General features: G+C 71.8%; 11 protein-coding genes and 1 pseudogene. 9 read left to right on the top strand and 3 right to left on the bottom strand.

The window, feature by feature from the left end; genetic code table 11:
- Positions 1–29: 29 nt before the first annotated feature.
- Entirely contained in the window at positions 30–881 is an 852-nt protein-coding gene (locus ACFZDL_RS19495) for a serine protease (RefSeq protein WP_353587482.1), read from the top strand.
- A 143-nt stretch (positions 882–1,024) separates the two neighbouring features.
- Positions 1,025–2,305 carry a lipase gene (locus ACFZDL_RS19490; protein WP_353587480.1) on the top strand — a complete coding sequence of 427 codons (1,281 nt, stop codon included), beginning with the start codon at positions 1,025–1,027 and terminating at the stop codon, positions 2,303–2,305.
- A 22-nt stretch (positions 2,306–2,327) separates the two neighbouring features.
- Here the strand turns inward: ACFZDL_RS19490 and ACFZDL_RS19485 are convergent, their stop codons facing one another.
- Both ACFZDL_RS19485 and ACFZDL_RS19480 read right to left on the bottom strand, forming a co-directional pair.
- Entirely contained in the window at positions 2,328–4,952 is a 2,625-nt protein-coding gene (locus ACFZDL_RS19485) for a hypothetical protein (protein ID WP_353587478.1), read from the bottom strand.
- Positions 4,953–5,044: 92 nt separating this feature from the next.
- Positions 5,045–6,058, bottom strand: coding sequence for a chitinase (locus ACFZDL_RS19480; protein WP_353587476.1), 1,014 nt, complete (start codon positions 6,056–6,058; stop codon positions 5,045–5,047).
- 200 nt (positions 6,059–6,258) lie between these two features.
- On the opposite strand from ACFZDL_RS19480, the gene ACFZDL_RS19475 reads away from it, so the two are divergent.
- Positions 6,259–7,092 (top strand): NAD(P)H-binding protein, encoded by an 834-nt coding sequence (locus ACFZDL_RS19475; RefSeq protein WP_353588122.1) that lies wholly within the window; start codon positions 6,259–6,261, stop codon positions 7,090–7,092.
- Positions 7,093–7,149: 57 nt separating this feature from the next.
- On the opposite strand, the pseudogene ACFZDL_RS19470 reads toward ACFZDL_RS19475, so the two are convergent.
- Positions 7,150–7,386: pseudogene (locus tag ACFZDL_RS19470) on the bottom strand (chitinase); the annotation flags it as partial.
- 258 nt (positions 7,387–7,644) lie between these two features.
- On the opposite strand from ACFZDL_RS19470, the gene tnpB reads away from it, so the two are divergent.
- From tnpB to ACFZDL_RS19440, 6 genes are all read left to right on the top strand, one after another.
- Entirely contained in the window at positions 7,645–9,075 is a 1,431-nt protein-coding gene (gene tnpB / locus ACFZDL_RS19465) for an IS607 family element RNA-guided endonuclease TnpB (RefSeq protein ID WP_353587474.1), read from the top strand.
- A 128-nt stretch (positions 9,076–9,203) separates the two neighbouring features.
- Positions 9,204–10,100, top strand: a complete 897-nt coding sequence (locus ACFZDL_RS19460; protein ID WP_353587472.1) for a hypothetical protein — start codon at positions 9,204–9,206, stop codon at positions 10,098–10,100.
- Positions 10,101–10,125: 25 nt separating this feature from the next.
- Complete coding sequence (gene cpaB, locus ACFZDL_RS19455; protein WP_353587470.1) at positions 10,126–10,830, top strand: Flp pilus assembly protein CpaB; 705 nt, start codon at positions 10,126–10,128, stop codon at positions 10,828–10,830.
- A gap of 56 nt (positions 10,831–10,886) precedes the next feature.
- Positions 10,887–12,671: a P-loop NTPase gene (locus ACFZDL_RS19450; protein WP_353587468.1), complete on the top strand. Its 1,785-nt coding sequence runs from the start codon at positions 10,887–10,889 to the stop codon at positions 12,669–12,671.
- Complete coding sequence (locus ACFZDL_RS19445; RefSeq protein WP_353587466.1) at positions 12,649–13,128, top strand: TadE/TadG family type IV pilus assembly protein; 480 nt, start codon at positions 12,649–12,651, stop codon at positions 13,126–13,128. The genes ACFZDL_RS19450 and ACFZDL_RS19445 overlap by 23 nt, the downstream gene beginning before the upstream one ends.
- A gap of 88 nt (positions 13,129–13,216) precedes the next feature.
- Entirely contained in the window at positions 13,217–14,575 is a 1,359-nt protein-coding gene (locus ACFZDL_RS19440; protein ID WP_353587464.1) for a CpaF family protein, read from the top strand.
- Positions 14,576–14,580: the final 5 nt, after the last annotated feature.

Raw genomic sequence — 14,580 nt, 5'->3', positions numbered from 1 at the left:
CCGAAGCCTCGTTACGGGAGGGGAACCACATGCGCAGACCTCTGATCGGCGCGCTGTCCGCGCTGCTGCTCGGCGGCGCGGGCCTCGTCACCGCGGGCGTCACCCCGGCCGCGGCCGCCGCGGACACCTCGAACGCGCCCCGGGCCAAGGCCGTCGACTTCGCCGGGACCGTGGCGCTGAGCAACTGCTCCGGCTCGGTGGTGCGGATGCCGAACTCGGCGGACAGCGACCTCGCGTTCGTGCTCTCGAACGGCCACTGCCTGGAGTCCGGTATGCCGTCCGCCGGACAGGTGATCGTCGACAAGGCCTCCACCCGGAGCTTCACCCTGCTGGGCAGCTCAGGCAGCGGTGTCGCCACGCTCCGGGCCACCAAGATCGCGTACGCGACGATGACCGACACCGATGTGTCGCTGTACCAACTGAGCTCGACGTACGCCCAGATCCAGCAGAGGTACGGCATCAAGGCGCTGCAGCTGTCGGACAGCCACCCGGTCCAGGGCACAGGCATCAATGTGGTCTCCGGCTACTGGAAGAAGATCTACTCCTGCAATATCGACGGGTTTGTCTACCGTCTTAAAGAGGATGAATGGACCTGGAAGGATTCGGTCCGCTACACCTCGGCCTGTAACACGATCGGGGGAACCTCGGGCTCGCCCGTTGTCGACTCCGCCACCGGGAAGGTCGTCGCCATCAACAACACGGGCAACGAGGACGGCGGCAGGTGCACCCTCAACAACCCGTGCGAGGTCGACGCCAACGGGACCGTGACGGTGCGCCAGGGCATCAACTACGCCCAGGAGACCTACGGCATCACCAAGTGCGTCGCCGCGGGCAACAAGATCAATCTGAGCCTGGCGGGGTGTGAGCTGCCCAAGCCGTAACCCCCACACGTGCCTGGCCTCCGGTCCGTCTCGTCAGGTTTTCCCGAGGCCGGACCGGGGGCCGGCACCAGTGCGCCCCGGGGGAGTCCCGCGCGACGCTGAGGTCCTCGTCGCTGATCGTCGACCAGAGAGACCGGGACCTCATGCGCAACTTGCCACGCCGCATCCGATCGAGCCACACCCGCGCCGCCGCCCTGTGCGCCGCGCTGCTGCTGGCCGGATCAGCCGCCCCGGCCGTAGCCGCCGCCCTCAGCGGTACGGCGGCGACGGGGGTGACGGCCGACGCGGCTTCGCGGGCCGGCCGGGGCACCCTGGTGTCCCACCAGCTGCTCTACACCCTGGAGAAGCCCGAGGACGTCAGCGCCTGGCTGACCTCCGCGAAGTTCGGCGCCGACACCGTCCGGTACGGCGTCGACGCCTACCGGCTGGTGTACCGCACGGTCGACCCGTACGGCCGGCCCACCACCGCGAGCGGGCTGCTGGTCCTGCCGCGCGGCCGCGAGGGCCGGCTGCGCCCGGTGTCCTTCACCCACGGCACCGGCGTCCACAAGGACGACTCGCCGTCCATGAAGACGGGCGGCTTCCTGCCCGCCCCGCCGGTCACCTACGCCTCCGCCGGGTACGCCGCCGTCGCCCCCGACTACCTCGGCATGGGCCTCGGCCCCGGCCCGCACCCCTGGATGGACGTCCCCTCCGAGACCACCGCGTCCCTGGACCTGCTGCGCGCCGCCCGCTCCTTCGCGCCCGGCACCGGCCACGCCCTGGACCGCGAGGTGGCGGTCACCGGCTTCTCCCAGGGCGCGTCGGCGGCCCTGGGCCTCGCCCGCGCCCTCCAGTCGGGCGAGGACCGCTGGTTCCGGCTGGGCGCGCTGGCCCCGGTCAGCGGGGCGTACGACTTCGGCGGCGCGGAACTGCCCGCGCTGCTCGCCGGCGAGCTCGAACCCAAGTCGAGCGTCCTGTACGCCGCCTACACCCTGGTCGCCTTCAACCGGCTGCACCACCTCTACGACAGCCCGGCCGACGTGTTCCAGGGGTCCTACGCCGACACGATCGAGGAGCTGTTCGACGGCACGCACACCGGCCCCGAGCTGATGGCGGGCACCCCCGCGACCCTCGACGGGCTGCTGACCGGACCCGGCCGCGAGCTGCTCGCCGACCCGGCCGGCCCGATGGCCGCCGCCCTGCGCACCACCGACGACGTGTGCGACTGGGCGCCCAGGGTGCCGGTCCGCCTGTACATGGCGAGCGGCGACGAGCAGGCGACCGTCGCCAACACCGCCCATTGCCGGGCCGCGTTCGCCCGCCACGGCGTGACCCCGCCGGTCGTCGACCTGGGCGCCGCCGACTACAACGGCTCCCGCCACCTGGGGTCCAACGTCCGGGCCACCCCGGCCATCGTGCGCTGGCTCGACAGCCTGGGGTAGCCGACACGCGTCAGGCGGGCCGTCACCACGGGGCCAGGCGGTGGCCCGTGGCGGCGTGCCACAGCGCGGAGAAGGCGGCTTTCGGCCGGTGGTTGAAGTCATGGTCCGGAAGGCCGCCCAGCAGGTCCAGCACGGCGCTGAGGTGCCCGCGGTCCGCGGCCTGCTGAATGAGCTCCACGGTCGGGCCCCGGCGTTTGGCGCGCGGCGTCTTGAGCAGCTCGGCGTGTGCTTCGGCGAGGGCCGCGATGTCCTCCTCGGCCGGCGCCGGCGGCCGGGAGCGCCTTGGGACGGTGCCGTCGGCGATCGCCTGGGCCCGTTCGTAGTCCTCACCGGGTATGGACCACGAGCGGGAGAGCCATGAGCGGAGCAGATCGGGCCGGCCGAGCTCGACCAGTGCCTTGATCATGCTCGACGGCCGGTCCCTGGGCGGGACCCACGCCTCCAGGAACTCCTCCGCGAGGTCGAGCCGGTCGGTGCTCAGCAGATAGAGCAGCCACGGCTCAAGGTAGAAGTTATTGGGCCGCCTGTACTGGTCCTCGTAGGACGTCCACAGCGACCGGGCCTCGTCCACGCGCCCGCACTCGGTGAGCGCCCAGATGACCGCGAGACGGTTCTCCCACGCGTTGGTCTCCGGCTCGATGGCGTCCCGTGCGCGGGCGAACCACGCGTCGGCGGCGGCCTCGTCGCCCAGGGCCTGGTGGGCGCCGGCCACCGAGGAGGCGACGCGTGCGACGTTGTACGGCCCGAGGGCCTCCTCCGCCCTCGCCTCGGCGAAGGCGAAGACGGCCCGCGCCTGCTCGGTTCGTCCCGCGCGGGCCAGGATCATGGCCACCTGGGCCGAGGCCAGGACGCGCTCGTCCGTATCGGGTATCGCCTCGAGCAGCTCCGCGGCCCCTTCGGGCTCCCCGCGCCGCGCCCGGAGCCGGGCCGCGTGGCCCAGATGCTCGTTCACCGCGAAGTTCCAGCCGCTCCCGAGGTCGGCGACGGATTCCCGCACCGCCGAGAACAAGTCGTCCATCGTCGCGGTGTTGGGCGGTGGCCACGCGCCGTCCCCCTGGTCCTCGGTGGGTTCCCTGCTGTCCACGTACTCCCGCAGGAAGTAGCCGAGGCCGTCCTCCCCGAGCCGTTCGGCGGCGGTGCGCACGTCCGGTACGACATCGAGCCCGCCCCACCGCACCGGCCAGCCGAAGCGCCGGTCGACCGACCAGGTCAGCACCGCGTCCAGGTCTGCCCCGCGGTCCGGCGGCGCGATGACCACGCCTTCCTCGAAGGCCGCGCACCAGGTGTGGTCGTCCAGCGCGAAGACGACGTTGGCCTCCTCGAGTACGTAGTCGTCCTCCAGGAGCCGGTGACCCGGTGGTTCGCGGAGGAAGGTGAAGTCGCCCAGCGCCCCTCCGGTGTCGGGGCGGTGGAAGGTCACCCGGGTCGGGCCCACCGAGACCCGCACCCCGCCCGAGCCGTCGACCGCCGAGCCGCCTGTGCCCACGGCTGTCTCGGGTTCGTCCTCCTCAACCGCCAAGCCGACCCGCTTGGTGGCCAGGTCGATGACCAGATCCCGCTCGTGCTCCTCGTCATACGCGTACAACCGGGTGCCGTCCGGCGACCAGCCGACCCCTTCGTCCAGCCACAGCTCGCCGTCCTCGTCCCCCAATTCCTCGGGAAGCGTCTCGGGCAGCAGATAAGGGTGCGAGGGGGGTGCGTAGCCGGGCAGCCAGTACAGATGGCCCGCCTCCAGCGGAACGACGCAGCCCTTGAGTGAACAGGGAGATCCGGTCGAGACGAACGCGCGCCGCCCGTCGGGCGCCAGCGACCACGCCGGCGGCCGGCTGGCCCCGTCCGTCACCGACGCGCTGGCCAGCGGATAGGTGTAGGTGGCGCTGTCGAACGGGTCGAACACCCCGACCTGGTTGGTGTTGTAGGCGAGCCCGACGCGGGCGCCGTCGGCCGACCACTGGATGACGTCGTCGCGGTCGGGCCAGCCGACCCCGCCTTCGACGCGGTGGAGCGTGTTGACGCAGCGGCCGCTGGCGACCTCCCAGATCTGCAGCTCACCACCGCGGTGGTAGTCGTCGCCGACCCAGCTGCCGGTGGCCAGATAGCGTCCGCACGGGCTGAAGGCAGAGGATGTGATCTCTGTAATGTGGCCGTACGGCTGCTGCAGCCGTGTGCCGCCGAGCCCGCGAATCCTGTCGGTGGCGAAGCGGTGCGCCTCGGTGATCCCATGCGCGCGCTCGAGCTCCAGCAGCCGGGCCCGGAGCGGCGGCAGGTCCCGCTCGGCCGCGAAGGCGGACCAGTCCGCTTCCTGGAGGACCGCGAGCAGCGCGGCCGGGTCGGCGGCCGACGTCAGCGACGCGTGATCCGCGAAGGTCCCCGCCCCGCCGGGGGCGGACTCATGGCCCGCCGAGGGCTTGGCCGCCCCCTTGAGCACGGCCCGCAACGCCTTCTCGTCGTAGATCGGAATGCCGCGCAGGCTCGCCGCCCCGATCTTGCGGCCCGCGACATCGTGCGCGGCGAAGACCAGATCCGTTCTGCCGGACACCGAACTCGACACCCGCGCGCCCAGCGCCTCCAGTCCGGCCTTCGCTGTCGCGTGCGACAGCTCGTGGAACCGCCCCATCAGGACAACGGACTTTCCCTGTAGATCCATGGTCATGACCGTAAGGCCACCCACTGACGACAGGATTCGTCCCAACTCCCCGTTCGAGGGGGAACTTTCGCCCCCCCTCGAACGGGCCGGCCCTACGACAGACCGTGGACGTGCGGCCCGACCGCCTTCGACCAGGCGCTGCCGTTCGCCGCGTCCCAGTTGGTCGACCAGGTCATCGCGCCGCGCAGCCCCGGGTACGTCTTCGAGGGCTTGAACGACCCGCAGCCGGTGCCCGTCGTGAGGCAGTCCAGGGCGGCCGTGACGACCCCCGGGTCGACATATCCGGAGCCCGCGCCGCGCGTGGAGGCCGGGACGCCGAGGCCGACCTGGGACGGGTCGAGGCCGTTCTCCAGCTGGATACAGGCGAGGGCGGTGAGGAAGTCGACGGAGCCCTGGGAGTAGACCTTGCCGTCGCAGCCGAGCATGGAGCCGCTGTTGTAGTACTGCATGTTGACCACCGTCAGGAAGTCCTTGGTGGCCAGCGCGGTCTTGAAGTACTCGTTCTGCGGCGACTGCATGTCGACGGTCTGCGGCGCCATCGTCACCACGACATCGCTCTTCTTGTCGTGGATCGCCTTGAGCGCCTTGGTCATGTAGGTGGCGTTGAGCCCGTTCTCCAGGTCGATGTCGACGCCGTCGAAGCCGTACTCGTCCATAAGCTTGGTGACGGAGGTGGCGAAGGCGCCGGCGGACGCGTCGTCGCTGATCGAGACGGTTCCGTTCTGGCCGCCGATGGAGATGATGACGGACTTGCCGGCGGCCTGCTTGGCCTTGATGTCGGCCTTGAACTGGTCGACGGTGTAGCCGCCGAGCCCGGCCGAGTCGAGGTTGAAGGTGACGGCCCCGGGTGTGGTGGTCGCGTCGGCGAAGGCCACGGCGATGATGTCGTAGTCGTCCTGGACGTCGGCCAGCTTCTGGACGCTCGCGCCGTTGTTGAAGTTCTGCCAGTAGCCGGTGACCGCGTGCTGGGGGACGGCCGCGGCGCCGACGGGCTCCTCGGCCGCGCCCGCGGTGTTGGCGGCGATGAGCCCGCTCGCGGCGAGGGCCGCCACGGCTATGCCGCCGAGCAGCTTCCGGGGGAACGTACGTGAATGTGCGCGTGCCACGGGTGCCTCCGTGCGTGGGGGGATGTGGGGGGAGTGGTGCGCTACGCGTTCAGGGGCCCCTGAGGCATGTGATCCACCGTGGTCCAGACCAATGCACCTGTCAAGTCCCTGACAGAAAGCTCGTGGTTGACCTGAAGCGAGGTTGAAGTCCTAGCGTTCACGCCGGATCGATCACCAGCTGGCGACAGGAGAGCATGCCCGTGATCCTCGTGACCGGAGCCACCGGAAACATAGGAAGTGCCTTGCTGAAGGAGTTGCGGACGAGCCGCGCCGGGCCGCTGCGCGGCCTCACCCGCGACGCCGCACGGGCCGGATTCCCGGCCGGAGTCGAAGCCGTGGAGGGCGACTTCGCCCGGGTCGCCACGCTGAAGCCCGCGCTGGACGGGGTGCGGTCGCTGTTCCTCCCGTCGCGCATGGGCCCGGACGCCGACATCCTCGACCTGGCCCGGCAGGCCGGTGTGGAGCATGTGGTGCTCGTGTCGTCCATCACCGTCCAGACCCATCCCCACCTGGGCCCCGCCCAGGAGAACCTTGCCGTCGAGCGGCTGCTGAAGGGCAGCGGCATGGCCTGGACGATCCTGCGGCCCACGCAGTTCGCCTCGAACGCCCTGTGGTGGGCGGACGCGATCCGCGGGCGGGAGCCGGTCCGCCTGCCGTACGCGGACGTCGGGCTCCCCGCCGTCCACCCCGCGGACATCGCGGCGGTGGCTGGGGCGGCGTTGACCGGGCCGGGGCACCGCGGGCGGACGTACGCGCTGACCGGGCCGGAGCGGGTCACGGCCCGGCAGCAGGTCGAGGCGATCGCGGCGGCCCTGGGGCGGGAGGTGCCGCTCGCCGAGATCAGCCGGGAGGAGGCTCACCGCGGCATGGCGGCGTTCCTGGGGGACGAGGCCGCGAGTGCGGTGCTTGACCTGATGGGCGGGGACGTCAACGACGAGTTGCTGAAGGTGCGCGACACGGTGGAGAGGGTCACCGGGCGGCCGGCCAGGGCGTTTCGGCAGTGGGCCGAGGAGAACGCCGCCGCGTTCCGCTGACAGCGCCCTTCGGGGGAGGGCGCTCGGCCCTCCCCCGAACAGCCCGGACGACGTGGTCTACGGCAGGCCGTGGACCTTCGGCCCGACCGCGTTGGACCAGGCGTTGCCCGCCAGCGCGTCCCAGTTCGTCGACCAGGTCATCGCGCCGCGCAGACCCGGATAGGTCCTCGCGGGCTTGAACGAGCCGCAGCCCGTGCCCCGGGCCAGGCAGTCCAGGGCGTTGTTGACGATCGTCGGGGAGACATAGCCGCTGCCCGCGCCGCGCGTCGAGGCGGGCAGGCCGAGGCCGACCCGGAGGAAGCGGGTGAGCCGGCGCCTGGGGCGGACGGGTCTGCTTCGTCTGCGGGGCTGAAAGCTGCTGAGTAATCCATCAGCGCATCTCAGCCTCTCTCGGTTTGTATGAGCTCGGGGCTTTGCCTCCTCGGACGGAAACGGGTGTTCATTCGTCGAATGCGTGACCTTTGTGTGCGGTGCTCGTTGGGTGTGGTGAGGGGATCTTCGAGCAGGGGAGGCAGCGAGGTGAGGGGGAAATTTCGGCCGCGGCCTGGCTGTGTGGTGCAGGCATACAAGTTCGCTCTCGATCCGAACGCCGGGCAGGGGCGGGCGCTGCGCTCGCACTGCGGTGCCGCCCGCGCTGCCTATAACTGGGCCGTGTCCTGGGTGACCGCTTCGTGGTGGCAGCGCAAGGCCGAAGCCTCCTACGGGGTCGGTGAGCGGGAGTTGACGCCGTGGCGGCCGTGGTCGCTGCCCGAGCTGCGCAAGGAGTTCAACCGGATCAAGACCGCCGACCCGAGATTCGCCCAGTGGTGGCAGGAGAATTCCAAGGAGGCATACAACACCGGCCTCGCGAACGCGGCCGCAGCGTTCGACAACTACGCCAAGTCCAAACAGGGCAGACGCAAGGGATGCCGGGTGGGTGTCCCGCGCCGGAAGCCGAAGCGAAAGGCTCGCCTGGCCTGCCGGTTCACCACCGGCACGATCCGCCTCGAGCGGGACGGCCGACACGCCACCCTGCCCCGGCTGGGCACGATCCGCACCCACGAACCCACCCACAAGCTCCTGACCCGCATCCAGGCCGGCACGGCGCGCATCCTCTCCGCGACCGTCCGGCAGCAGCGCGGGCGCTGGTTCGTCTCCCTCCAGGTGGAAACAGCCCGGGAGATCACCCGCGTTGCCCGGCCGGATGTGGCGGTCGGGATCGATCTGGGCGTCAAGCACCTCGCGGTCCTGGCCGACAGTTCTGGACGGACACGGTACGAGCCGAACCCGAAGCACCTGGACGGCGTCCTCAAGCGGCTGAGGTTCTATTCCCGCCGCGTGTGCCGGCGGCAGGGGCCTGACCGCAGGACTGGCCGGAAGCCGTCCAGGCGGTGGGAGAAAGCCAACCGCGAGCGCAACAGGCTCCACCACCGGGTGGCGAATCTGCGCGCTGATGCGCTGCACAAGTTCACCACCCGCGTGCGTGCCGAGTACGGCACGGTGGTGGTCGAAGACCTCAACGTCGCCGGAATGCTCCGCAACAAACGGCTCGCGCGCCACGTGGCTGATGCCGGGTTCGGGGAGATCCGGCGCCAGCTCACCTACAAGGGCCAGCGGAACGCCTGTCCTACGGTCGTGGCGGACCGCTGGTATCCCAGCTCCAAGACCTGCTCGAACTGCGGCGTCGTGAAAGCCAAGCTGCCGCTGCACGTCCGAGTCTTCACCTGCGACGCCTGCGGCCTGGTCCTGGACCGGGACGAGAACTCAGCCCGCAACCTGGTCGCCCTCGTGGCGGCCTGCACCACTGGTACCGGAGTGGCCGGAGACCAGGACACGCCACGCGTGTCGAAGCCCCGTGGAGCCGACCGTAAGACCCGCCGCCAACGCCTGGGCCGGAACACCGGCCGAGGCGGGCGGGCAGGTGGCGCAAGCCTGCCGCATCCGCGGCGGAAGGAAACGGGAGACCGTCGTCAGGACACCGAAGCGCAACTCGCGCATCGGTGACACCGTCACGGACTTCGGAACTGTTCTCTCACGCGGCTTTCGTGGATAAAGTGCTGATGCACCAGGACAGCAGCAACGACCTGCGGCCGCCGCTCTCCCCGGCGCCGACGTGAGACGGGGTAGCCGACGTGCCCACCGCGATAGCAGTCACCAGCCGTGAGCTGGTGCTTCCGCCGCCCGACGGCCAGACCCCGTCGGCCGTCGTGCTGATGCCGCCCGACGCCGAGCCGCTGGGCGACGCGCTGGCCGAGACCGCCGCCCTGCTCGACCAGCAGGGCTATCTGATCGTGCTCTACCCCGCGGCCACCCCCGCGCCCTTCGTCCGCCGGCTGCACACCGTACGGTCGGTCCTGGAGAGCGACCGGATCGCGCTGCTGCCCCTCGAACTGCCGCCGCTGGCCGTCGCCGTGGTCGCCCGTCAGCTGCGCCAGCTGTCGGTGTGCGACTTCAGCCCCGGAGTGCTCGCCTGCGCCGCGCGCCTGCTGACGCACTACGTCCACGCGGGCGCGCTGCTGGGCTCCGTCGCCAAGCTGGACCGGGTGCCCGTCAGCCTCACCTCGCACGTCAAGTCGTGGGTGCCGGGCGCGCAGTTCGCGGTGCTCGCCCACCCCACCCCGCAGCTGGTCAAGGTGGGCCAGGAGGCCGCGCTGCCCGCTCCCGGGTACGCCACCCACCTCACCGTAGCCCGCGGCAACCTCAACAGCCACGGCCACGGCCACGCGGGCGGCGACTGGGTGGGCGTCAAGCTCGCCCCCGGATGGGGGGTGCAGGGCGTCCAGGAGGTGCCGCTCCCGCAGGAGTCAGCCCACTGGTGGGGCACCCACAAGCTGATCGAGTTCGCCGCCGCCATCCCGGACCTCTCCGTCCTCTACCAGCTGGTGTCGTCCGTGCGGAGAGAGGAGTGCCACTGGTGCGGCTTCGAACTCATCGGGGACCGCTGCGCGTTCTGCTCCGCCCCGGTGCCGCGCGGCGATGACATCCTTGCCCTGACCCAGACCGAGCGACCCGCTCTGATGAGCCGGTAACGTCCCCCAACGAGGTTGTGCGTCCATGAATTCACGCCAGCGCCGCGGAGTCATCCTCCTGCTCCTGTCGGTCCTGTGCGCCGGCGGCGCGTTCGCCGGAGTGCTGTCCGTCATCCGCGACGTGGAGTCGAAGGTCGGTCCCGAGACCACCGCGTACAAGCTCAGGTCGAACATCCCGGCCTACCAGGCGCTGGACGCCGGGCAGTTCGAGAAGATATCGATGCCCGAGCGCTGGCTGCCGGCCACGGCCGTCACCGACCTCGCCGACGTACGCGGCAAGATCGCCGTCACCCCGCTGCGCAAGGGCTCGCTGCTCCAGGACGACATGATCGTGGAGCGGCCGGCGCTCAAGCCGGGGCAGCAGGAGATCGCCATCATGATCGACGCGGCGACCGGCGTGGCCGGCAAGATCAACCCCGGTTCGAAGGTCAACATCTACGCGACCTTCGAGGGCCGGAGCCAGCGCGACGATCCGGTCTCCAAGGTCATCGTCGCGGGCGCGGAGGTCATCGACGTCGGCAAGCTGACCGCGCTGGAGCCGGACCAGGACGACACCCGGCGCCTGAACAAGGCGGTGCCCATCACCTTCGCGCTGGACACCCAGGACGCCCAGCGCGTGGCGTACGCCGAGTCCTTCGCCTCGCACGTACGCCTTGCCCTCGTCGCCCCCGGAGGCGACGACAGCATCGCCCCCAGCGACCGCACCTACACCCTCGACGGCGACAAATGAGAAGCGGCGCGGCGACCAGCGGCGTGCCGCGGGAACATGAGTGAGGCGGTGCCCCGGTGACGATCAGAATCCTTCCGGGCGTCGGCGACCCCGACGCCGCCCGCGCGCTCAGCGGGCTGCTCGGCCAGCTGCCGGGCGCCGAACCGTCCCCACCGGTGGGTGACTCGACCCGGCTGCTCGACACCCTCGCCGCGCTGGCCGCCGCCTCCCTGGAGGACCTGCCCGAGGTCGTGCTGGTCCATGAGCGCATCGGCCCCGCCCCCGCCCTCGAACTCATCCGCGAGATAGCGCTGCGCTTCCCGGCCGTGGGCGTGGTGCTGGTGACCGCGGACGCCGGGCCCGCGCTCTACTCCGCCGCCATGGACTCCGGCGCCCGCGGCATCGCCGGGCTGCCGCTGTCGTACGACGAGCTGGCCGCCCGCGTCCAGGCCGCCGCCCAGTGGGCCACCGGCGTACGGCGCCACCTCGGGGGCGGCGGCGAGGCGCTGGCCACCGGGCCCGGCGGGAAGCTGGTCGCTGTCGCGGGCGCCAAGGGCGGGGTCGGCACGACGGTCACCGCCGTACAGCTCGCGCTGGCCGCGCAGGCCGCCGGGCGCAGGGTCGCGCTCGTCGACATGGACCTGCAGTCCGGCGACATCGCCTCGTACCTCGATGTGCAGTTCCGGCGGTCGATCGCCGACCTGGCGCAGATCAACGACATCACGCCGCGCGTGCTGCAGGAAGCGGTCTTCACCCACCAGACCGGCATCGGGCTGCTGCTCGCCCCGGGCGAGGGCGAGCGCGGCGAAGAGGTCTCCGACCGCGCGGCCCGGCAGGTCGTCAGCGCGCTGCGGTCGCGCTTCGAGGTGGTGATCGTCGACTGCGGTACGCAGATGACCTCGGCGGGCGCGGCAGTCGTCGAGATCGCCGACCTCGCGCTGCTGGTGACCACCCCGGACGTGGTCGCGGTGCGGGCCGCCAAGCGCATGGTCCGGCTCTGGGACCGGCTGCAGATCCGCAAGGCCGAGGACACGGTCGCCGTCGTCAACCGCCACACCCGCAGCGCGGAGATCCAGCCGCAGCTGATCGAGCGCGCGACGGGCGCCCGGATGGCCCGTACGGTGGTCCCGGCCGGCTTCAAGGAGCTGCAGCCGGCCGTCGACTCGGGCCGGATGCAGGACCTGGACGCCAAGTCGGCCGTCAAGCAGGCCCTGTGGGGCCTGGCCGGCGAGCTGGCCCTGGTGGAGGCGCCCGGCGCCGGCCCCAGCGGGGGCGGGGGCGGGGGCGGCCGTGCGCACCGAAGCGGTCACCCCGGCCCGGCGGACCAGCGCACGCTCACGGGCATGCGGCAGCGCCGCGCCATAGGAACGGGCGGCGACGACCCGGGCGGCGCGGGCGGTCCGGGCGCGGGCGTCGGTGACACGGGCACCGGCCCGGAGTCGCTGCGGGAGGTCCCCTCCACGCCCTCCAGGCGCTTTCTGCGCAAGCGGGGCGGTGACCGCGGCCAGGTCGCGGTCGAATTCCTCGGCGTGCTGCCGCTGGTGCTGGTGGTGCTGGCCGTCATCTGGCAGTTCGTGCTGCTCGGCTACACGTACTCCCTGGCGGGCAACTCCGCCGACAAGGCCGCCCGAGCGGGCGCCGCCGTGGGCGGCGACGCGGGCGCCTGCCAGGAGGCGGCGCTGAAGGACCTCCCGGGCGCGTGGCAGGACAGCGCGGAGATCACCTGCGGCCAGGGCGCCGACGGGGTGTGGAAGGCCACGGTGAAGGTCCATGTCCCGGTGCTCTTCCCCGGGGCCGCGGACTTCCCGTGGCCGGTGACGGGCACCGCGGGGGCGGTGGATGAGCAGGCGGAGGGGGCGTGAGGCGATGGCCGGGCGCGAGGTGGTGAGCGGGTGCGGGGCGGTGCCACGCGCGGCGGCCTCTCGTGCGGGTGCCGTGCGTTCGGCGTCCCCCGCGCGTGCCCAACGCCGCGATCGGGGGTCGGCCTCCATCGAATTCCTCGGCTTTCTGCCGGTCCTGATCCTCGTCGCGCTGGCCGCCGTTCAGCTGGGCCTCGCCGCGTACGCCGTGCAGCAGGCGGGCACGGCGGCCCGCGCGGCGGCGCGTACGGCCTCGCTCGACGAGGCGCGGACCAGCCCGGCGGCCGCGGGGCGGGCGGCGATGAGCGGATGGCTGGCGGAGGGGACGGACGTCGGTGTCACCCCGTGCGGGGAGGGGCAGACGCGGGCGACCGCGACGGTGGACATCCCGTCGGTGATTCCCGGCGTGGACTTCGGGAGCGCGAAGAGGAGCGCGACAATGCCGTGCGACGACGGCTGACCGACGGGTGGCCGACGGCCCGTCAGGGGTCCGGCGGGTGGAGCCCCATCACGCGGCGGAGCCGCATACCAGCACAAGGAGGACACCGATGAGCCTGCGGGCACGCATCACCGCGCCCGAGGGGCCCGGTGAGGGGCGCCAGGACGGGCATCTCGTCTCCGTCTACCGCGCCAAGCTGCTCGAGGAGATCGACCTCGCGGAGATGTCCTCGCTGGCCGCCGGGGAGCGCCGCTCCCGCCTGGAGCGCGTCCTCGGGCACATCATCAGCCGCGAGGGCCCGGTGCTGTCCACCGCCGAGCGGTCGCAGCTGATCCGCCGGGTCGTGGACGAGGCGCTGGGCCTCGGGGTGCTCGAACCGCTCCTGGAGGACGCCTCCATCACCGAGATCATGGTCAACGGCCCGGACCAGATCTTCGTGGAGCGCGCGGGCCGGGTCGAACTCGTCCCCGTGCGCTTCGCGTCCGAGGAGCAGCTGATGCAGACCATCGAGCGGATCGTCTCGACGGTCAACCGCCGGGTGGACGAGTCGAATCCGATGGTGGACGCCCGGCTGCCGTCCGGCGAGCGGGTCAACGTCATCATCCCGCCGCTCTCGCTCACCGGCGCCACGCTCACCATCCGCCGCTTCCCGCGCGCCTACACCCTGCACGAGCTGATCGGCATGGGCACGCTGGACGAGCAGACGCTGCTGCTGCTCGCCGCGCTGGTGCGGGCGAAGTTCAACGTCGTGGTGTCCGGGCCCACCGGGTCCGGGAAGACGACGCTGCTCAACTCCCTCTCCGGGCTGATCCCGGAGGGCGAACGGATCATCACCGTCGAGGACGCGGCGGAGCTGCAGCTGCAGCAGACGCATGTGATCCGGCTGGAGTCCCGCCCGCCCAACGTCGAGGGCAAGGGCCTGATCACCATCCGCGACCTGGTGCGCAACTCACTGCGGATGCGCCCCGACCGCATCATCGTCGGCGAGGTGCGCGGCGGGGAGACCCTGGACATGCTGCAGGCCATGTCGACCGGTCACGACGGCTCGCTGGCCACGGTGCACGCCAACAGCGCGGAGGACGCGCTGATGCGGCTGCAGACGCTCGCCTCGATGTCGGATGTGGCGATTCCGTACGAGGCGCTGCGGGACCAGATCAACAGCGCGGTCGACTGCATCGTGCAGCTCGTCCGGCACGCCGACGGCTCGCGGCGGATCAGCGAGGTCGCGCTGCTCGACAGCCACGGCCACGAGGAGTACCGCATCGCGACCGTCTGCCGGTTCGACGCCGAGCCGATGGGCGCGGACCGTATCGTCCACGGACGGTTCTCGTACTTCCCGCTGCCGGAGCGGGCCGCGGACCGGCTGCGGCTGGCGAGCGAGTCGGTGCCGCCCGCGTTCGGCGTCGCCGCGTTCCCGGCGCAGCTGAGCGTGCGCGGGGCCGCGTTGGGCCCGAGTGAGCGGAGGTAGCCGGG

Source organism: Streptomyces sp. NPDC007917 (assembly GCF_042959105.1).
Lineage (GTDB): Bacteria > Actinomycetota > Actinomycetes > Streptomycetales > Streptomycetaceae > Streptomyces.
The sequence above is the reverse complement of the archived record's forward strand: the minus strand, read 5'-3'. Positions and strand labels throughout refer to the sequence as shown.

What these genes read in the sequence shown, in the direction of transcription:
- cpaB (WP_353587470.1), top strand. Translation starts at nt 10,126, where the DNA reads ATGAATTCACGCCAGCGCCGCGGAGTCATCCTCCTGCTCCTGTCGGTC.
- ACFZDL_RS19495 (WP_353587482.1), top strand. Translation starts at nt 30, where the DNA reads ATGCGCAGACCTCTGATCGGCGCGCTGTCCGCGCTGCTGCTCGGCGGC.
- ACFZDL_RS19485 (WP_353587478.1), bottom strand. Translation starts at nt 4,952, where the DNA reads ATGGATCTACAGGGAAAGTCCGTTGTCCTGATGGGGCGGTTCCACGAG.
- ACFZDL_RS19440 (WP_353587464.1), top strand. Translation starts at nt 13,217, where the DNA reads ATGAGCCTGCGGGCACGCATCACCGCGCCCGAGGGGCCCGGTGAGGGG.
- ACFZDL_RS19490 (WP_353587480.1), top strand. Translation starts at nt 1,025, where the DNA reads ATGCGCAACTTGCCACGCCGCATCCGATCGAGCCACACCCGCGCCGCC.
- ACFZDL_RS19445 (WP_353587466.1), top strand. Translation starts at nt 12,649, where the DNA reads ATGAGCAGGCGGAGGGGGCGTGAGGCGATGGCCGGGCGCGAGGTGGTG.